We start from the raw sequence: 19,258 nt of genomic DNA on the forward strand, positions 1-19,258 counted from the left end.
CTTGATCTGACTGTCAGACCGAGGTGATGCCAATCGCGAGCTGGCTCGCTCCCACATGGGCCCGCTCCCACATTACGATGCGCAAGGCTTCCCGGCTTACGAGTTTCCAAGGATATGACCATGTCCCAAGACCGTCGCTACAGCTTCGAATTCTTCCCGACGAAGACCGATGCTGGACATGAAAAGCTGATCGCCACTGCCCGCCAGCTGGCCACCTACAACCCCGATTTCTTCTCCTGCACCTACGGCGCCGGCGGTTCGACCCGTGACCGCACCTTGAACACCGTGTTGCAGCTCGAAAGCGAAGTCAAAATCCCCGCCGCGCCGCACCTGTCCTGCGTCGGCGACAGCAAGGACGACTTGCGCAGCCTGCTGACCGAATACAAGGCGGCGGGCATCACGCGAATCGTTGCCCTGCGCGGTGACCTGCCGTCGGGCATGGGCATGGCCAGCGGCGAGCTGCGCCACGCCAATGAACTGGTGAGCTTCATTCGTGAAGAGACCGGCGAGCACTTCCACATCGAAGTCGCGGCCTACCCGGAAATGCACCCCCAGGCGCGCAATTTCGAAGACGACCTGCTCAACTTCGTGCGCAAGGCCAAGGCCGGCGCCAACAGCGCGATCACCCAGTACTTCTTCAACGCCGACAGCTACTTCTACTTCGTCGAACGTGTACGCAAGCTGGGTGTCGACATTCCTGTCGTACCGGGGATCATGCCGATCACCAACTACAGCAAGCTGGCGCGTTTTTCCGATGCATGCGGTGCAGAAATCCCACGCTGGATCCGCAAGCAACTTGAAGCCTACGGCGACGATGCAACGAGCATCCAACGCTTTGGCGAAGACGTCGTCACGCAAATGTGCGAACGTTTGCTGCAAGGTGGCGCACCAGGGCTGCATTTCTATACCTTGAACCAGGCCGAACCTAGCCTGGCGGTATGGAACAACCTCAAGCTGCCGCGTTAGACAATCTAATGGGTGACGCAAAGGCCTTGGCACATACCAAGGCCTTTTTTTGGTCTCGTCCTGAATAGGGTTTACACGTCCCGACCGTTTTCAGGAAGAACCAATGGATTCAGACAAAAGGCAACCAACCCCCGAACCAGAGCGCTCTAGCTATTTGATGAGTTCCCGTCGTAACCTCAGGCCATGCCCATCATCACCCAGCTACTCACTGTCGTCGTTCTCCTCTGCCTGAGCCTGGCGGCTCGGGCGGAGAAGTTGCGCATCGTCACCGAACCCTGGGCGCCCTACGTCTACGAAGAGAATGGCAAGGTATTGGGCCTGGACTACGAAACCACGGCCATCGTCTTCAAACGCCTGGGCATCGACGTTGAATGGCAGTTCCTGCCATGGAAACGATGCCTGGCCATGCTGGAACAAGGCCTGGCCGACGGCGCGCTGGATATTTTTCACAGCAACGAGCGCGACTCCCTGCTGCTTTACCCCAGCGAACCGCTCTCGGATGTGGAATTCGTGATGTTCTATGCCAACGCCCGCCCCCATCCGTTTCGTACGCTCGAAGACCTGTCCGGCCTGACCGTCGGTACATCCCCGGGCTATCTGTATGGCTCGGCGTTCACGGACTCGACGCTGTTCGAGCGCGAGACGGCGCCCACCCACGAGGCCAATTTCGGCAAGTTGCAGTTGGGGCGGATCGACCTGCTCATCACGGATCGCCGGGTGGGTCGGCACGTGCTCCGGCAAATGCAACTGGGCGGGCAGATCACCGAAAACCCCACGGTCGTGAGCCGACAGAGCCAGTACCTGGCCGTCAGGCGCAGGGCCGGGATGGATTTGCTGGTGCAACGCTTCAGTGCCGAACTCAAGCGTTTCAAGCGCGAACAGGCCTATACCGACCTGATCGCCCGCTATGACGCAGCCCCAACCGCACGGGGTGCGCCGCCAGCCCCGTTGCAACGCTGAAACAAACCGTTGAGCAGCAGGAACGCAGCGCACAGCGTTTGCTCTGTTATACTCGCGCCTTCCCGCCAGGCTCACGCCCGGACGCCCGGTCTTGCAAAAGGCAGCCCGACACCGCTACAGCGCAGCTTTCCAGCCCGCGCGAGCGTGTCCGGACCCGCCTTTGAGACCCGGCAGGACCGGACGGGATGACGTCTTTTGGTTGAACGTCATTCGCGCCCGGCAAGATTATCCCATTGGGCCAAGCCCTCACTAAAACAGGATTACTCATGTCCTTTGCTTCCCTCGGTCTCTCCGAGGCTTTAGTCGGCGCCATCGAAGCCGCCGGCTATACCGAGCCTACCCCGGTGCAACAGCGGGCCATTCCCGCCGTGTTGCAAGGTCGCGACCTGATGGTTGCGGCGCAGACAGGTACGGGTAAAACCGGCGGCTTCGCCCTCCCGATCCTGGAGCGACTGTTCCCCAACGGTCACCCGGACAAATCCCAGCGTCACGGCCCGCGCCAACCGCGCGTACTGGTCCTGACCCCGACCCGCGAACTGGCCGCCCAGGTGCACGAGAGCTTCAAGATCTACGCTCGCGACCTGAAGTTCGTCAGTGCCTGCATTTTCGGCGGCGTCGGCATGAACCCCCAGGTCCAGGCCATGGCCCGCGGTGTCGATGTCCTGGTGGCTTGCCCCGGTCGCCTGCTGGACCTGGCTGGCCAGGGCAGCGTCGATTTGTCCCACGTTGAAATCCTCGTGCTGGACGAAGCCGACCGCATGCTCGACATGGGTTTTGTCCATGACGTGAAGAAAGTGCTGGCACGGCTGCCAGCCAAGCGCCAGAACCTGCTGTTTTCGGCGACGTTTTCCAAGGACATCACCGACCTGGCCGGCAAACTGCTGCACAACCCAGAGCGCATCGAAGTCACGCCACCGAACACCACGGTCGAGCGCATCGAACAGCGCGTGTTCCGCCTGGCCGCCAGCCACAAGCGCGCCCTGCTGGCACACCTGATTACCGCGGGTGCCTGGGAACAGGTGCTGGTATTCACCCGCACCAAGCACGGCGCCAACCGCCTGGCCGAATACCTGGACAAGCACGGCCTGCCAGCCGTGGCGATCCATGGCAACAAGAGCCAGAACGCCCGCACCAAGGCCCTCGCTGACTTCAAGGCCGGCGAAGTGCGCATCCTGGTCGCCACCGACATCGCCGCCCGCGGCCTGGACATCGATCAGTTGCCCCACGTGGTCAACTTCGAACTGCCAAACGTCGATGAAGACTACGTGCACCGTATCGGCCGTACCGGCCGCGCCGGTCGTTCGGGCGAGGCGATCTCGCTGGTCGCGCCGGACGAGGAAAAGCTGCTCAAGAGCATCGAGCGCATGACCAAGCAGAAGATCCCCGACGGCAACCTGATGGGTTTCGATGCCAGCACGATAGAAGCCGAAAAACCGGAAGTCCGCGAACGTCCGGACGTGCGCAACCCGCGTAACGCTCGCGGCCCACGTGGCGAAGGCTCGAACAGCGGCAGCGGCCGCAAGGACAAAGGCAAGGACAAGGGCAAGGAAAAAGCTGCTGCCAACGGCCGCGGCGAACGCCCTGCCCGCGAGCAAAAGCCCCGTGAAGGCACCCCGGCCCGCGAAGCGCAGCGTCAGGCCCCTCGCGCGCCTGCCGATCGTGCTCCGGACGAATTCCTGGACGACGATATCGATAACTTCGGTAACCGCGTCGACTACGTACCGCAACAAAAACCGGCCCAAGGTCGCGGCCGCCGTCCGGGCGCGCCAGCCCAAGGTGCGGGTGCAGGTACTGCGCGCGGTCAGTCCCAGGGACGCCAGAACGGTCCTCGCAACAACAGTGGCTCGTCCGCGGCCAATCCACCTGCCAAGCGCAGCGGCCCACGCAACGGCAGTGCACGCGACGGCCAGGCCCGCCGCGAAGATTCGCGCCCCCGCCGCCCGGCCCGCGACGATCAGTCTCGTCAGGAACCGGCGGTGCAAAACCCTCGTGGCAACCAGCCGAAGATCATGCACAAGGAATCGAAAGTCGATCGTTTCCCGACGCCTGAGCAACTGGACCAACTGCCAAGCCGCCCTCGCGGCGAAAAGCCTGCGCTGCTGACACGCAACCGCTGAGTTTTTCCAAGTCTTAAAAATGCCCCGGGTTTCGCGACCCGGGGCATTTTTATTCAGGCGCCACTAACCTGAATGTGGGAGCGGGCTGAGCTGTTTGTTCGATTTTCACGTGGCAATAAAAAACGCCCCTGGCCGCAAGACCAGGGGCGTTTTTTGTCAGGCGCGAAAGTTACTTCGCTTTGACACCTTCAAACGAGATGTACAGTTCAACGGCGTCAGATTGCGGACCCAGGTCCATCATCTTGCCGAAGTCGGAGCGCTTGATGCTGGTGGTGCCCTCGAAGCCGGCACGGTAGCCGCCCCATGGATCCTTACCCTCACCCAGGAAGGTGGCCTTGACCACGATCGGCTTGGTAACACCGTGCAGGGTCAGGTCGCCCGTCACATCGGCAGTGTCCTTGCCCTCGGCGTTCTTGCCAGTAGGCTTGACGCTGGTGGAGACGAACTTGGCGTCGGCGAACTTGCCTACGTCCAGGAAGTCTTTGCTGGCGATGTGCTTGTCGCGCTCGGCGTGGTTGGTGAACACGCTGGCGGTACGTACGTTGAACTCGATCTTACTGGCTTCAGGCTTGGCGGCATCGAAGCTGAACTTGCCGTCGATGTCCTTGAAGGTCCCGGTGATGTAGCTGTAGCCCAGGTGGCTGATCTTGAAGTCGACGAAGGCGTGCTGGCCTTCCTTGTCGACCACATAGTCGGCGGCCATGGCCTGGCCGGCCGACAACAGAGCAGAACCGATTGCCAAGGCGGCGAGCGTCTTTTTCAACATGCTTTCTATTCCTTTGGAGTCGAGGTTGAACATCAGGCTTGGCGTCCCAGCATGCGCTTGAGGGTCGCGTCACGGTCAATAAAGTGGTGTTTCAATGCAGCCAACGCATGAAGGCCGGAGAAAATGACCAGCGCCCATGCAAGGTAAAGGTGAATCTCGCCGGCGACGTCTGCCTGGTCGGGCAGTCCGGACACCAGCGCCGGTACTTCGAACAAACCAAACACCGGAATCCCGACACCGTCTGCGGTGGAAATCAGGTAACCGGCCACCATCACGGCGAACAACCCGAGATACAGCGCACCGTGACCCAACTTGGCGCTGACACGGGTCATGCGCCCATAGGTCTCCAGGGTGGGCGGCGGTGGGCTGACAAAGCGCCAGACCACTCGCAACACCATGACTGCCAACAGCACCAGGCCGATGCTCTTGTGCAAATCCGGCGCGTCTTTGCGCCAACTGCTGTAGTAGTCCAGCCCCACCATCCACAGGCCCAGGGCGAACAACCCATACACCGCCAGCGCTACGCCCCAGTGCATAACGAGGCTGACCCTGCCATAGCGAGAAGAAGAGTTGCGTAGCTGCATGACTCATATCCTGTAAAAACTGCGACCAAGACTAGCGAGTTATCTATCGATTTAAAGCGGAAATTTTCGCTTTGAAATATCGAGAAATACGATCATCAGTCTGGGAGGGGCGGGTTAAGAAAAGATTAAAGCGAGCGCGTTGCGTGGCATTAGCGTTGTCAGAGCTGGCCTCATCGTCGGATGAACAGGCAAAAAAAAGCGCGGCTGACGCGCCGCGCTTCTTTTCTGCTACCTAGCCTTACTGAGCCTTGGGCTCAGTGGCCGTTGGCGTCGCTGCCGGCTTTTTCGCCGGTGCAGCTTTTTTCACCGGTGCCTTTTTAGCCGGGGCCTTGGCCGCCGGCTTCTTGGCTGCGGGTTTGGCCGCCGATTTTTTCGCGGGCTCGACTTTCGCCGGAGCCGCAGGAGCAGGCGGTTCCACTGGAGCGGGGGCAGGCGTCGGTGCGGGGGCAGGAGCCGGCGCAGGCGCTACCGGCTCAGGTGCCTTGACCGGCTCCGGCTTCTTGTCGTCATCCGAGCCACCAAACAGGCGCGTAAAGAAGTTGCCCTTCTTCGCCGCGACCGCACCGGCCGCTGCTGCCGTTGCCGCTGGAACGACCTTGGCCGGTTCGAACGACTTGCCTGCTGCCAGGTCCTGCACTTGGCTGGCCGCGCGCTGGCCCGTGCGCAATGCACCTTCCAGGGTGCCCGGGTACAGGGTGTCGGTGTGTTCGCCGGCAAAGGCTACGCGTTGCAATGGTTTTTCCCACAGGCGCCAGAATTTGCTGATCTGGCCCGGGCCAAAGGCCAGGTAGGCGCCGCCTGTGGACGGGTCGGTGCTGTAGCGACGGATTTCGTAACCGGTGAAGGCGCCGCGTGCCTGTGGATAAAAGGCGTGGAGACGGATCAGCACCTGATCGACCATCTGCTTGTCGCCGAAGGCCTGCATCACCCGGGCGTTATCGCCCGACAGGTTGATGACCACGTTGGCGCCGCCCTTCAAGGCCGGTTCGATCCACATCATGCCCAGGCCGGTGTTGCTGTAGATCTCACCCGACATGCGCGCCTTGCTGTCCCAGACCGGGGTCTTGAACTTGAGCATGATCTGGTCGCGCCAGCCGTAGTTGGTGCCTTTGATCGCCGCTTGGTGCTGGGCATCGAGCGCCGGCGTCAGCTGGATCTTGTTCAGGGCCCGCAGTGGCACGGCCAGCACGACGTAGTCGGCCTGATAGCCAACGCTGCCGACCTTGACCGTCACACCGTCCTTGTCCTGGGAGATGGCCGAGACCGGCGAGTTGGTCTTGATGGTTTTCAGTTGCTTGACGAAAGCCTGGGCCAACACCGGGCTACCGCCCACCAGACGCGAAGCCCGCAGGTCGCGGTCGGAGATGCCGCGGTAAACCCGGTTCTGCTGTGCGAAATACAACAGCGACAGGCGCGAAGGTTCGTCGTAGTGGGTACGAATCTGCTGGTTCACCAACTGACGCGCGGTGTCCGGCAGTTGCAGGCGGTCGAGCCAGTTGGAGACGGTGATCTGGTCCAAGGCATGCAGTGCAGGGGTCGCCGCTGGGTTCTGCGGGTCCTCGATGGAGCGCGCCAGTTCATCCAGGGTGGTTTCATAGCGCTTGAGGGCTTCAGCGGTGGCCGGCTGCTTGGTCGCCAGGTCCGCGGCGGTGAAGTAGCTGCCATCGATCAGGTAGCTGGGCGTGCGCACGAATTCCGGGGCCGGCGTGGTGCTCAGCTTGAAGGTCGAAACGTACTTATTCAGCACCGGCTGGGTCTTTTCATTGCCGATCCACTCGCTGGTGGCCATGCCCGAACGACCGCCCAGGTCCGGCCTGGCTTCCAGCAGGGTCACACCCCAGCCCTTGTTCTGCAGCTCATAGGCCGCTGTCAGTCCCGCCAGGCCGCCACCGATGACGATCGCCGTCGGTTGCTTGTCCTTGGCCAGCGCCGAAACGCTGAACAGCCCTATCATCACCAGCGCACACGCGCGCAGCCAACCAGCAGACATTCAACGAACTCCGGATTAAAACGTAGGAAATTTCAGTTTTCGAGCCAGGCGGCTCGCGGTTTTTCGGGCCAGTCGGCCCCAGGAACGGCGAAGAATACGTCAGCCATCAAAACGCCGCCAGAGACGTCTATCGCCTGCCTCAAAGTAGCAGGAACGACACAATGGGTTGTCCGCGTGGCCGCCATTGCATAGGCTTGCGCGATTGTTTTGCCCGCGCCCGCCGCGAGCCGCCTCGAGGAGACTGTACATGGGCCTGAATAACCAGTGGATGCAACGCGACCTCGCGGTGCTGTGGCACCCTTGCACGCAAATGAAAGATCACGAACAACTGCCGCTGATTCCCATCAAGCGCGGCGAAGGCGTGTGGCTGGAAGACTTCGAGGGCAAGCGTTACCTCGATGCCGTCAGCTCCTGGTGGGTCAACGTGTTCGGTCACGCCAACCCACGGATCAACCAGCGGATCAAGGACCAGGTCGATCAGCTGGAACACGTCATCCTCGCCGGTTTCAGCCACCAGCCGGTGATCGAGCTGTCCGAGCGCCTGGTGAACATGACGCCCGAAGGCCTGACGCGGTGCTTCTACGCCGATAACGGCTCGTCCTGCATCGAAGTGGCGATGAAGATGAGCTTTCACTACTGGGTCAATCGCGGGCGCCCGGCCAAGAAGCGCTTCGTCACCCTGGGCAACAGCTACCACGGCGAAACCATCGCGGCGATGTCGGTCGGCGATGTGCCGCTGTTCACCGAAACCTACAAGGCCTTGCTGCTGGACACCCTCAAGGTGCCGAGCCCCGACTGCTACCACCGCCCCGAAGGCATGGGTTGGGAAGAACATTCGCGCACTATGTTCGTCGCCATGGAGCAGACGTTGGCCGAGCACCACGACACGGTGGCGGCGGTGATCGTCGAGCCGTTGATCCAGGGCGCAGGTGGCATGCGCATGTATCACCCGGTGTACCTGAAGCTGCTGCGCGAGGCGTGCGACCGCTATGGCGTGCACCTGATCCACGATGAAATCGCTGTCGGCTTCGGTCGCACCGGGACGATGTTCGCTTGTGAACAGGCCGGCATCACGCCGGACTTCCTCTGCCTGTCCAAGGCCCTGACCGGCGGCTACCTGCCGCTGGCGGCCTGCCTGACCACCGACGACGTCTACAGCGCGTTCTACGACGACTACCCGACCCTGCGCGCGTTCCTGCATTCCCACAGCTACACCGGCAACCCGCTGGCCTGCGCGGCGGCCCTGGCGACGCTGGATATTTTCGAAGAAGACAACGTCATCGAAAACAACAAGGCCCTGGCCCAGCGCATGGCCAGTGCCACCGCGCACCTGGCCGACCACCCGAACGTGGCCGAAGTGCGCCAGACCGGCATGGTCCTGGCCATCGAGATGGTCAAGGACAAGGCCAGCAAGACCGCTTATCCCTGGCAGGAACGGCGCGGCCTGAGCGTGTTCCAGCATGCGCTGGAGCGTGGCGCGCTGTTGCGGCCGTTGGGCAGCGTGGTGTATTTCCTGCCGCCGTATGTGATTACGCCCGAGCAGATCGATTTCCTCGCCGAAGTGGCCAGCGAAGGCATCGACATCGCCACCCGTGACACCGTCAGCGTGGCGGTGCCGAAGGACTTTCATCCAGGGTTTCGCGATCCGGGCTGAGCCTGGGCCACCGCCATCGCGGGCAAGCCTTGCTCCCACAATTGATTCCCTGTGGGAGCAAGGCTTGCCCGCGATGAGGCCATCAGCGTCAACCGCGATCCTTTTTCTAGCAGAGATTGAACATGAGACTGTCCCGCTTCTTCATCGACACCCCCCTGAGCCTCGGCGACCACGAGTTGCCCGAAGCCCAGGCCCATTACATCGGCCGTGTGCTGCGCATGGCCGAGGGCGATGCGGTGCAGGTGTTCGACGGTTCAGGCCAGGAATTTCGCGGCACCCTGGCCGAAGTCGGCAAGAAACGCGTGCGGGTGCAGCTCGATGAGCAATTCGCCGGCCAGGCTGAATCACCGCTGCACATTCACCTCGGCCAAGGCCTGTCCCGGGGCGAGCGCATGGATTGGGCGATCCAGAAAGCCACGGAGCTGGGCGTCAACGAGATCACACCAATTTTCAGCGAGCGCTGCGAAGTGCGACTCAAGGACGAACGCGCCGACAAACGCCTGCTGCACTGGCGCCAGGTGGCGATCAGCGCCTGCGAGCAGTGCGGGCGCTCCACCGTGCCGGTGATCCACCCGCCACTGTTGCTGGCTGATTGGCTGAAGCAGGCCGAAGCCGAGCTGAAGCTGGTGCTACACCCGGTGGCCGAGCCGCTGGTGAGCCATGCCCGGCCGTCGAGCCTGGCCTTCTTGATCGGCCCCGAGGGCGGGCTGTCGGATGCCGAAGTCGAGCAGGCCAAGACCGCCGGTTACCACGCCGCCCGCCTCGGCCCCCGCGTGCTGCGCACCGAAACCGCGCCGGTGGTGGCGCTGGCGGTGGCGCAGCAGTTGTGGGGGGATTTCTAAGCCCCTGCGACCACTGAAGATCCATTGTGGGAGCGCTCCAGTATTCAGGGGGTCAGAGCACGTAGAACAAAATCGCCACGAAGTGCAGCAGGCTGCCGGCGATGACGAACAGGTGCCAGATGCCATGGGCGTGGCGCAGGCGATTGTCGAGGGCGAAAAAGAGGATGCCGACGGTGTACAACACCCCACCCGAGGCCAGCCAGGCAAACCCGGCAGTGCCCAGGGCCGCCAGCAGCGGCTTGACCGCCACCAGCACGATCCAGCCCATCACGGCGTAGATCACGATGGACAGGATGCGCGCTTCGGAGCGCGGCTTGATCTCCTGCAAGATCCCGATCAGCGCCAGCCCCCAGACAATCCCGAACAGTGTCCAACCCCAGGGCCCGCGCAAGGTCACCAGGCAGAACGGCGTGTAGCTGCCGGCGATCAGCAGGTAGATCGAAAAGTGATCGACCTTCTGCATGATCGCTTTCTTGCGCCCGCGCACGCTGTGATAAACCGTCGAGGCGCTGTAGAGCACCAGCAAGGTAAAACCGTAGATCGCCACGCTGACGATCTTCCAAGGGTCGCCGGCCATCCCGGCAATCACCAACAACCACACTGCACCAATAAAAGCCGCCACCGCCCCGACCAGGTGAGTCCAGGCGTTGAGTCGTTCCCCGTGGTACATCGATTCCTTACCCCCACATTTCCAAACATGTGCCAAGGCTCAACCCTGGCGCGCCAAAGTGCAATGGTTTGCTGCCAGGCCTGTCCACACAAAACCTGGGCAAACAACTCACCTGTGGCGAGGGAGCTTGCTCCCGCTGGCTGCGCATCGGCCCAAAAAAATAGCGGCCGCAGCGCGCCCGAGCGGGAGCAAGCTCCCTCGCCACAATAAACCGCGTCGCGACAAAGACTTGAGGCACAATCGGCCCATACGAATATGAGCCCGCCCTATGCTGATCGACGAAGAACTGACCCTGAAAAAGCTCGAGGTGTTCCTGGCGTTCATGCGCACCGGCAACCTGGCGCGGGCGGCGGCCGAGTTGCAGACCAGCAACGTCAGCGTTCACCGGGCCATCCATTCGCTGGAAAACGCCCTACGCTGTCCGCTGTTCAAGCACGAAGGCCGCAACCTCACGCCGCTGGAAAGCGCCTACGTGCTGGAAGAGCGGGCGCAGAAGCTGATCCAGGACGTGGTCGACAGCGTGCGCCTGACCCGCGAAGCCGCCGGCTTCTGGGCCGAGCGCTTCAAATTGGGTTCGCTGTACTCGTTGACGGTCAAGACCGTGCCGCAGTTGATCATGGGCCTGAAGATCCGGCGCAGCGAACTCAACATCGACCTGATCATGGGCTCCAACATCGATCTGCTGTACAAGCTCAAGAACATGGAAGTCGATGCGATCCTGGTGTCGCTGGACGACAGCGTCAACGACCCGGACTGTGAGCAGATCGCATTGTTTTCCGATGACATCTTCCTCGCCACGCCCGCCGATTCACCTTTCGCCCAACGCAGCGAAGTCGACCTGGCCGAAGTCCGCGACGAGACGTTCATCACCCTGACCCAAGGTTTTGCCACGCACCAGGACGGTATCCGAGTGTTCAAGCAGGCAGGGTTCGAGCCGAAGGTGGCGATGCAGGTCAACGACATCTTCACCCTGCTGAGCATGGTCAGCTCCGGGGTCGGCTATGCCTTGTTGCCAGGAAGGATTGCAGCGGTTTATGAAAACCGCGTGAAACTGATCCCATTGCAGGAAAAGTACCGGTTGCAGCAACACATCGGCGTGGTGTTCCTCAAGGCCAAGGAGCGCGACCCGAATCTGTTGGCGTTGCTGGCTGAGTGTCGGATGTATGCCAATCGCCAGGCTTGAAACGTAACCCTGTGGCGAGGGAGCTTGCTCCCGCTGGGTGGCGCCACCCCAAAAATCTTTGTGAGCGCTACGCGCTCAAGCGGGAGCAAGCTCCCTCGCCACAGAAGCGGTTATCCACTAACCGACAATTCCCCGCACAATGAAGTACAACAACGAAGGCCCCAGCAAGCAACCCAGCCCGGTGTGGAACGTGGCAGTCAGCGCGCCGTAGGGCACCAGCCGCCGATCCGTCGCGGCCAGCCCTGCCGTCACACCGCTCACGGTCCCGGCGAGGCCGCCGAACACCATCGCCGAGCGTGGGTTGTCCAGCCCCATCCAACGCGCCGCCACGGGTGTGCCGACCATCACCAGGATCGCCTTGATCAACCCGGTGGCAATCGACAACGCCATCACATCGGACGTCGCCCCAATCGCCGCCCCGGTCACAGGCCCGACGATGTAGGTCACCGCACCCGCGCCAATGGTGGTCATGCTCACCGCGTCGCGATAGCCGAATACCCAGGCGATGCTCGCCCCGACAATGAACGGCAGGATCGTGCCCAACAGCAACGCGATGGCACCAATCATCCCGGCTTTCTTCGCCTCGGTGGCCTGCACCTCGAAGGCCGTGGCGACGATGGCGAAATCGCGCAGCATCGCCCCGCCCATCAGGCCGATGCCGGAGAACAGCGACAGGTCCGCCAGGCCTTTCTGTCCGCCGGTCATGGTCCCGCCGACCCAGGCCAGCACCAGGCCGATGACGATGGCGATGGCCGAGCCGTGGACCCGTCCGAACGTCAGGCGCTTGGACAGCACCACCGACACCCACATGATCACGCCCACGAAGGCGAACGCCGTGATCAAGCCGTTGTGTTCCAGGCCTTGCTCAATGAGATTCCACATGTCAGCGACCTCCTACCGGGGTGCCGACGGACGTGATGTCCGCCGGTTCATCGGGCAAGGGATCGCCCTTGTGGGTACGGCTGATCAGTGCAATGGTCGCGCCGCACAGCACCACCGAGCCGATGGCCGCCAGCACCGCCACCGGTCCGCCGTGCAGGGCCGTGACGACGTTCTGTTGCGCGGCCATCGCCACCACCACAGGGATGTACATCGCGCCCCAGAACGCGACGCCCCTTTCGCAATCCAGGGTCATGCCGCCACGCTTGTGCATCCATAAACGCGCGCAAATCAGCAGGATCATCGCGATGCCGACCCCGCCAACGTTGGATTTCACGCCCAACAACACGCCGAGCATGTCGCCCAGGATCACTCCCGTCAGCGTACAGATCGCCAACAGTGCCACGCCGTAAATAATCATTGTTGTAGTCCTCAAAGTGCATCGTCGAAGTTGTTGTTTTTGTGCTTCGCAAGCCTGAGTCGGTGGTTTAGTGGCGGCCTCCCTCCTCTGCGAGCAACGCTTGCAGGGTGTCGAGCCGCGCACCGTCGAAAGCCATGACGGTTCCCTGCTCGAACACCCGGCGCGCCAGGGCGGTCAGCACCGCACCGGGGGGCAGTTCGATCTGTAGCCGCACGCCGCGCTCGTAGGCGCTTTGCACGGTGCCTCGCCAATCGACGACGCGGCACATGTTGAACGCCAGGTCGTCGCGCAAGGCCTCGGGCTTGGTCACCGGCCGTGCGCGGCTGCCGCTCAGGTAACCCAAGGCCGGTGCCTGCACCGGCACCTTGGCAAACGCCTGGGCCAAGACCTGCGCTGGCGCCTCCAGCAACGGGCAGTGGGACGGCACGCTCACCGCTAGGCGACAGGCCTTGGCGGCGCCCTGGCTGCGCGCTTTCGCGGCAACGGTCGCCATCGCCTCGTCACTGCCGGCGATGACCACCTGGTTATCGGCATTGATGTTCGCCAGGTAGACCGGCGTCGTCTCGCTGTGCACCTGGGCAAGCAGGGTTTCCACGGCGGCCAGGTCCAGGCCGATGATGGCGGTCATGCCGTAGCCTTGGGGATACGCCTGCTGCATCAACTCGCCCCGCAGGCTGACCAGCCGCAACGCGTCGGCAAAACCCAGCGCACCGGCCACCACCGCTGCCGGATACGCACCGATGGACAGGCCCGCGACATAGTCCGGTGCCGGGGCCTGCTCCAACAATCGACGGGCCGCCGCCACACCGGCGATCAACAGGCACACCTGCACCGCACGGGTCGATTGCAAGGCCTCGGCACTGTCCAACTGCTGCACGTCTTCGCCGAGTACGTCAGCCGCCTCGGTCAACACCTGCGGCGATACGCCACGGAGCATGCCCGGTCGTTGCGCGCCCTGGCCGGGGAACACCAGCAAGCTGCTCACGCCACATGCTCCAGCGCAGGCTGCCACGGATCACTCACCAAGTGGGCCTGTTGATTGTCCTTGAGCAGCACCCGCCGCGCCGGGCCGGCCCACTCCCTCAGCGCGACAGCGCCGAAGGGCGTTTGCAATTGCATGTCCACGACGCACACCGAGGCGTCCAAGCGGGCCAGCAGCTCCCTGGCTTGAAGGCGATCCAGAGGATCAGGGGTGCGCAGGATCAGGTCCAGATCGCTGCGAGCGTGCAGTGCTTCAATGCCGCTGGCCAGTTCGAACCCGGCGCTGCCGCTCACGCCCCAGGTCCAGCCGCTGGCGTCCAGCAGCGGCCGCAGGTGGGACAACGCCTGCAACGCCGGCAGCGCCCGGTTCGACTCGACGTGGCACAGATCCTCCGGACGCAACCGGCGCTGGATCGCGGCCACCGGCATCGACGTGGCGTAGCGTTGCTCCCGCGAGGCCCCGCGCACGCCGACCGCGACGTGCCCGGGCGCCATCAGTGCTCGCCGCACCACCACCGGTTGGCCGTGGCTGAGGGACTCGACGGCCCACGATGGCGCGTCCACGGGCAGTTGCCCAGGGGGCATCCCCCACAGCAGGTCATGGGCCAGCAAGCCGTTCACCACTGCGCCCTCAACAGCTGGCGGACCGTGCCGGAGGCGCTCCGATGAGGCGCGCCGAGGCGGCTGCGTAGGTCCCGGGGTGCCCCGGCCACATCGCTGATCGCGTGTTGCAGGCAATCGATGACCCGCGCCAGATCGGCCGCCGAGGGCTGTTCGATCTGCTCCACCGAGAGGGTTTCCCACAAGAGGCCCAGGCTGGCAAAGCTATCGATGTCATAGGCCATCGGCGGCACGCTGGCGGCCAGGGCTTCCAGCTCTTCGACGCTGCGCAAGGTCACTCGCGCCGCCGACGCCTTGCCCATGGCGTGGACCATCACGCCCGGGTCGCGCAGGGCGATCAACCGGTTGGCCTGGTAGCCGTGGGCCAGGAACGCCCCGGACATCGCCTTGCCCACCAGCAAGCCAATCACCGGATGGCCGGCCAGTCGGGCACGGGCATAGCTGGCGGCCGCTCCGGCCAGGGCCTGGTGAATGCCCAGGGCTTCTTCACGCCGACCATACGCCTGGCTCGGTACATCGACGATGGCGATCAGCGGACGTTTTTGCGAGGTGTCTCGATCAGCGTCGATGGCCTCGTCCACCGCCTTCGCCAGGCCCCAGCCCTCAAGCAAGCCGACTTCGCCGCTGCGCGCCCGTGGAAAACGGTTGCCCGGATCGGCCACGACGGCCAACAGGCGCACGGCTTGCTCGCCCAGCCTGACATCGGCCGCTTTCAACGAAGCGGGCAAGCCTTGCACCGGGCTGGCACCGCCACTCAGGGCCTCGAACCAGCGCAGGCCTCTCGATGAATACGCACTCATGGGCGTTCTCCCTGATACAACTGGCGAACCACTGTCGGCTCGATTTGCACTTCGGTGTCCAAGCGCGCCAGGCGCTGCAAAAACCACTCGGCCTGGCCACTGCGGTGTTCGGCGGGCACGCCCAGGTGCAGCAACTGGCTGACCTGTTGGCGAATCTGCGCCACATCATCGGCCGCGTAACGATCCACCAGCCCGGTGGCGAAACGCTGTTCGCCGCCGGTCAGGCTCCAGATGAACGGCCGGTCGCGCGAGTCGTATTCGTCGAGCCCGGCCTCCTGTTCGATCACCTGCGGACCGTTCAGGCCCAGCCGCGCTTCCTGGGTCACCAGTAGATAACTGCACAACCCGGCGGCAATCGACATGCCGCCAAAGCAACCGACGCTGCCGGCCACCACGCCGACCACCGGCTGATACTGGCGCAGGTCGACAATCGCCGAGTGAATCTCGGCAATCGCCGCCAGCCCGAGGTTGGCTTCCTGCAGCCGCACGCCGCCGGTTTCCAGCAGGAGCACGGCGCGGGTCGGGATGCCCTTGCGGTTGTCCTCGGCGGCCAGTTCCAGTGCACCGGCAATCTTCGCCCCGCCGACTTCACCCAGGCTGCCGCCCTGGAACGCGCCCTCGATGGCGGCGATCACCACCGGCAGACCGTCGAGCGTACCCTTGGCGATCACCACGCCGTCGTCGCTTTGCGGCACCACACCCTGGCGCAACAGCCACGGCGACATGATCCGCTGGAAGGGGTCGAGCAATTCGCGAAAGGTGCCGTCGTCGAGCAAGGCCCTGGCCCGTTGCCGGGCGCCAAGTTCGACAAAGCTGTGCTTGTTGAGCAGCGCTGCACTGTCAGTCATGGCCGATCTCCTCGAAGCCCTGTTCCAGGCGCAAGCGCACCACGCCGGGGGTGGCGCCGAAATCATGAATGTCGATGGACAGGGCCGGCGGCGTCTGGCCGTCGAACAGGCGGGCGAACAAATGCTGCCAGCGCTGCTCACTGCCGTTGACCGAGGTCTGCACCTGGATGGTCAGCTTGCCCGCCACGCCGGGCTCGATCAGCACTTCCAGGTCGCCCGAGCCGACACAGCCCACCAGCGCCCGGCCCCGGGGCGGCTGGCCGGCGGGGAATTCAAAGGATAAGGTTTGCATCAGCACACTCCTGGAAAGAGGCCATCGCCGCGTTCGATACGGTCGAGGAACAGGCTGGCGGCGAGCAGGTCGGCAGCGCCGCCGGGCGAGGCGTTCAAGGCAATCAACTGTTGGTCCAGCGCATGCAGCTGGCGGCGACCGCCCAGCGTCGCGCTGCCCCCGGCATCGAGCACCGCTCTGGCCCCCTGTTGCATGGCCTGCAAGCCCGCTTTGCCAGCGCGGTAGAGCACGCAGGTGTCGGCCAGGGTCGTCATGATCGCCAGCAACGCATCGAGCCGGGCGTTCTGCTCCCCCGCCCCCGCCGCGCGGCTGCGCTTGAGTTGCGGCAGGCCCAGGCCGGTGACCGCCGGGAACGCCAGTTGCGCTTCTTCCCGGGCGCCGCGCACACCGTAGCGCTGGGCAACCTGGGCGCCGTGGCTCAGGGGTTGAGGTGCGTAGCGGTCGTTGAGCAAGGCCAGGCGCGCCGCTCTCACGGCGACGGCACCAGGGGTGTTGGATGCAGGCTCCAGCGCCGTTGCCGCGACCAACAGGCCCAAGGCCCAGATCGCACCCCGGTGGGTGTTCACGCCGCCGGTGGTGGCGAGCATCGCCGCTTCACCGTCCCGGCCCATCTGCCCGAGGGCTTCGCGCAGCGGCAGACCGATCTCGCCGCAATCGAGGGCCGCTTCGGCCATCGCCTTGAACGCCGGCCACAGCGACAGCGCCGAGGCGTGCATCAAGCCCAGATGCAGGTCGGTGTGGGCGCCATTGCCGCGCCGATCCACCAGGGCCGGTTTGGGCGACAGGTCGGCCTCATCGATCAATGCGTCCACCGCCAGATCGGCCAGGTGCTCGGCCAAGGAAAGGTTTTTCGGTTGCAGGTTGAAGGCGCGCATTTACCAACTCCTGAACTTGGCGGGCGGGTTGTAGAGGCCACCGGACCACTCCACCAGATCGGCGACGCTCTTGGCGGCGAGCAATTCGCGGCTGGCGTCGGTACGACGGATGCCGAGGTCTTCAGGCAGGGCAATCAGCCCTTCGCGACGCAGGCGCGCGGTGTCTTTCGGGTTGTGGCGCAGGCCGATGCTGGTGACACCGGCAACCGCTGCGATCATCGCCTGGCGCTCTTCCAGCGAGCGGGCCTTGTACAGGTAGGCAATGCCTTCTTCGGTCAGCAGGTGGGTGACGTCGTCGCCGTAGATCATGATCGGCGCCAGGGGCATGCCGGCTTTTTTCGCCACGTCCACCGCGTCGAGGGTGTCGACGAAGGTCGGTTTGCCGCCTTCCTGGAAGGTCTCGACCATCTGCACCACCAGCTTCTTGCCGCGTTCGAGCAGCGGTGCCTCGCCATCGCCGTGGCGCATGTCGAGCCAGGCCGGCGTGCCATGGCGACGCCCGCGCGGGTCGTGCCCCATGTTCGGCGCACCACCGAAACCGGCCAGGCGGCCACGGGTGACGGTGGAGGAATGACCGTCGCCGTCCACCTGCAGGGTCGCGCCGATGAACAGGTCCACCGCGTACTGTCCGGCCAGTTGGCAGACCATGCGATTGGAGCGCAGCGAGCCGTCGTGACCGGTGAAGAACACATCGGGCCGGGCGGCGATGTAGTTCTCCATCCCCAGCTCGGTGCCGAAGCAATGCACGCTTTCGACCCAGCCGCTTTCAATGGCCGGGATCAGTGTGGGGTGCGGATTGAGGGTCCAGTTGCGGCAGATCTTGCCCTTCAGGCCAAGGGACTCGCCGTAGGTCGGCAGGATCAACTCGATGGCGGCGGTGTTGAAGCCGATGCCGTGGTTGAGGGACTGGACGTTGTGTTTTTCGTAGATCCCGCGGATCGCCATCATCGCCATCAGCACGTGCACGGGCTTGATGTGGCGCGGGTCGCGGGTGAACAGCGGCTCGATGTAGAACGGCTTGTCGGCCACCACCACGAAATCGACCCAGGACGCCGGGATGTCCACGCGCGGCAGGTCGCTGACGTCGTCGACCAACTGGTTGACCTGGACGATGACAATGCCATCGCTGAAGGCCGCCGGTTCGATCAACGCGGGCGTGTCTTCGGTGCTGGGGCCGGTGTAGATATTGCCTGCACGGTCGGCCATGAAGCCGGCCGAGAGCACCACGTTGGGGATCAGGTCCACCACCAGCCGGGCATAGAGTTCGATGTAGGTGTGGATCGCGCCGATTTCCAGCAGGCCGTCTTCGAGCAACTGGCTGATGCGCAAGCTCTGGGTGCCGGCGAAGGAAAAGTCCAGCTTGCGGGCGATGCCGCGTTCGAACAGGTCCAGGTGCTCGGAGCGACCGACGCTGGGCATGATCATGTGCAGGTCATGCAGCTTGCCCGGATCGACCTTGGCCAGGGAGCGCGAGAGGAAATCCGCCTGCTTCTGGTTGTTGCCCTCCAGCACCACGCGATCGCCGGGCAGGATCAACGCCTCCAGCGCCGCGACGATCTTGTCGGTGGGCAACACCACACCGTCGGCAAGCCCCTTGACCTGCTCGAGCCGCCGCTGCTTTTCGCTGCGCCGCCGCGTCCAGCGCGAGTCGGGGGATATTGTTGTTGTCATGACCACTCCACAGGTTCGCTGTCGTGGAGGTCACCTTAGGAGTTTAGAGGCGCGGGCATCAATCAAGCTCGATGGCGGATCGTTACGCTTGGAGTAATGATGGACGGGCGCCCACAAAATCACGTGGCGAGGGAGCTT

The 19,258-nt window shown here is 63.8% G+C and carries 18 protein-coding genes and 1 pseudogene; 6 read left to right on the forward strand and 13 right to left on the reverse strand.

Going from position 1 to position 19,258, the window contains the following annotated elements; translation table 11 throughout:
• Nucleotides 1-120: 120 nt before the first annotated feature.
• From metF to rhlE2, 3 genes and pseudogenes are all read left to right on the forward strand, one after another.
• Nucleotides 121-966, forward strand: a complete 846-nt coding sequence (gene metF, locus ACODSJ_RS09410; protein ID WP_489101462.1) for a methylenetetrahydrofolate reductase [NAD(P)H] — start codon at nucleotides 121-123, stop codon at nucleotides 964-966.
• Between the two features lie 183 nt (nucleotides 967-1,149).
• Nucleotides 1,150-1,961 (forward strand): annotated as a pseudogene (locus tag ACODSJ_RS09415) (substrate-binding periplasmic protein); the annotation flags it as partial.
• Nucleotides 1,962-2,192: 231 nt separating this feature from the next.
• The gene (rhlE2, locus tag ACODSJ_RS09420; protein ID WP_489101463.1) at nucleotides 2,193-4,043 is read left to right on the forward strand and encodes an RNA helicase RhlE2; all 1,851 of its coding nucleotides are present in this window, start codon (nucleotides 2,193-2,195) and stop codon (nucleotides 4,041-4,043) included.
• Between the two features lie 169 nt (nucleotides 4,044-4,212).
• Here rhlE2 and ACODSJ_RS09425 read toward each other — a convergent pair whose 3' ends face one another.
• The 3 genes from ACODSJ_RS09425 to ACODSJ_RS09435 all read right to left on the reverse strand — a co-directional run bounded on the left by ACODSJ_RS09425 (nucleotide 4,213) and on the right by ACODSJ_RS09435 (nucleotide 7,383).
• Nucleotides 4,213-4,809, reverse strand: coding sequence for a YceI family protein (locus ACODSJ_RS09425; protein ID WP_489101464.1), 597 nt, complete (start codon nucleotides 4,807-4,809; stop codon nucleotides 4,213-4,215).
• Nucleotides 4,810-4,841: 32 nt separating this feature from the next.
• On the reverse strand, nucleotides 4,842-5,393 hold the full coding sequence (locus tag ACODSJ_RS09430) for a cytochrome b (RefSeq protein ID WP_489101465.1): 552 nt from the start codon (nucleotides 5,391-5,393) through the stop codon (nucleotides 4,842-4,844).
• A gap of 238 nt (nucleotides 5,394-5,631) precedes the next feature.
• Nucleotides 5,632-7,383: a flavin monoamine oxidase family protein gene (locus tag ACODSJ_RS09435; protein WP_489101466.1), complete on the reverse strand. Its 1,752-nt coding sequence runs from the start codon at nucleotides 7,381-7,383 to the stop codon at nucleotides 5,632-5,634.
• A gap of 247 nt (nucleotides 7,384-7,630) precedes the next feature.
• Here ACODSJ_RS09435 and ACODSJ_RS09440 point away from each other — a divergent pair, with 247 nt between their 5' ends.
• Both ACODSJ_RS09440 and ACODSJ_RS09445 read left to right on the forward strand, forming a co-directional pair.
• Nucleotides 7,631-9,037, forward strand: a complete 1,407-nt coding sequence (locus tag ACODSJ_RS09440; RefSeq protein ID WP_489101467.1) for an adenosylmethionine--8-amino-7-oxononanoate transaminase — start codon at nucleotides 7,631-7,633, stop codon at nucleotides 9,035-9,037.
• Between the two features lie 122 nt (nucleotides 9,038-9,159).
• Nucleotides 9,160-9,879: a 16S rRNA (uracil(1498)-N(3))-methyltransferase gene (locus ACODSJ_RS09445; protein WP_489101468.1), complete on the forward strand. Its 720-nt coding sequence runs from the start codon at nucleotides 9,160-9,162 to the stop codon at nucleotides 9,877-9,879.
• Nucleotides 9,880-9,931: 52 nt separating this feature from the next.
• On the opposite strand, the gene trhA is transcribed toward ACODSJ_RS09445, so the two are convergent.
• The gene (trhA, locus tag ACODSJ_RS09450) at nucleotides 9,932-10,549 is read right to left on the reverse strand and encodes a PAQR family membrane homeostasis protein TrhA (RefSeq protein WP_489101469.1); all 618 of its coding nucleotides are present in this window, start codon (nucleotides 10,547-10,549) and stop codon (nucleotides 9,932-9,934) included.
• A gap of 268 nt (nucleotides 10,550-10,817) precedes the next feature.
• Here trhA and ACODSJ_RS09455 point away from each other — a divergent pair, with 268 nt between their 5' ends.
• Complete coding sequence (locus ACODSJ_RS09455) at nucleotides 10,818-11,732, forward strand: LysR family transcriptional regulator (RefSeq protein ID WP_489101470.1); 915 nt, start codon at nucleotides 10,818-10,820, stop codon at nucleotides 11,730-11,732.
• A gap of 117 nt (nucleotides 11,733-11,849) precedes the next feature.
• Here ACODSJ_RS09455 and madM read toward each other — a convergent pair whose 3' ends face one another.
• The 9 genes from madM to mdcA all read right to left on the reverse strand — a co-directional run bounded on the left by madM (nucleotide 11,850) and on the right by mdcA (nucleotide 19,120).
• The gene (gene madM / locus ACODSJ_RS09460; RefSeq protein ID WP_489101471.1) at nucleotides 11,850-12,614 is read right to left on the reverse strand and encodes a malonate transporter subunit MadM; all 765 of its coding nucleotides are present in this window, start codon (nucleotides 12,612-12,614) and stop codon (nucleotides 11,850-11,852) included.
• 1 nt (nucleotide 12,615) lies between these two features.
• Nucleotides 12,616-13,032, reverse strand: coding sequence for a malonate transporter subunit MadL (gene madL / locus ACODSJ_RS09465; RefSeq protein WP_489101472.1), 417 nt, complete (start codon nucleotides 13,030-13,032; stop codon nucleotides 12,616-12,618).
• Nucleotides 13,033-13,099: 67 nt separating this feature from the next.
• The gene (mdcH, locus tag ACODSJ_RS09470) at nucleotides 13,100-14,017 is read right to left on the reverse strand and encodes a malonate decarboxylase subunit epsilon (RefSeq protein ID WP_489101473.1); all 918 of its coding nucleotides are present in this window, start codon (nucleotides 14,015-14,017) and stop codon (nucleotides 13,100-13,102) included.
• Complete coding sequence (locus tag ACODSJ_RS09475; RefSeq protein ID WP_489101474.1) at nucleotides 14,014-14,637, reverse strand: malonate decarboxylase holo-ACP synthase; 624 nt, start codon at nucleotides 14,635-14,637, stop codon at nucleotides 14,014-14,016. Before ACODSJ_RS09475 ends, mdcH begins: the two co-directional genes overlap by 4 nt.
• Entirely contained in the window at nucleotides 14,631-15,434 is an 804-nt protein-coding gene (gene mdcE / locus ACODSJ_RS09480) for a biotin-independent malonate decarboxylase subunit gamma (protein WP_489101475.1), read from the reverse strand. The genes ACODSJ_RS09475 and mdcE overlap by 7 nt, the downstream gene beginning before the upstream one ends.
• On the reverse strand, nucleotides 15,431-16,282 hold the full coding sequence (locus tag ACODSJ_RS09485) for a biotin-independent malonate decarboxylase subunit beta (protein WP_489101476.1): 852 nt from the start codon (nucleotides 16,280-16,282) through the stop codon (nucleotides 15,431-15,433). The genes mdcE and ACODSJ_RS09485 overlap by 4 nt, the downstream gene beginning before the upstream one ends.
• Nucleotides 16,275-16,574 carry a malonate decarboxylase subunit delta gene (locus tag ACODSJ_RS09490; RefSeq protein ID WP_489101477.1) on the reverse strand — a complete coding sequence of 100 codons (300 nt, stop codon included), beginning with the start codon at nucleotides 16,572-16,574 and terminating at the stop codon, nucleotides 16,275-16,277. Before ACODSJ_RS09490 ends, ACODSJ_RS09485 begins: the two co-directional genes overlap by 8 nt.
• Entirely contained in the window at nucleotides 16,574-17,449 is an 876-nt protein-coding gene (locus ACODSJ_RS09495; RefSeq protein ID WP_489101478.1) for a triphosphoribosyl-dephospho-CoA synthase, read from the reverse strand. Before ACODSJ_RS09495 ends, ACODSJ_RS09490 begins: the two co-directional genes overlap by 1 nt.
• The gene (gene mdcA / locus ACODSJ_RS09500; protein ID WP_489101479.1) at nucleotides 17,450-19,120 is read right to left on the reverse strand and encodes a malonate decarboxylase subunit alpha; all 1,671 of its coding nucleotides are present in this window, start codon (nucleotides 19,118-19,120) and stop codon (nucleotides 17,450-17,452) included.
• Between the last annotated feature and the right edge of the window lie 138 nt (nucleotides 19,121-19,258).

The organism is Pseudomonas sp. FG6, from assembly GCF_057809015.1.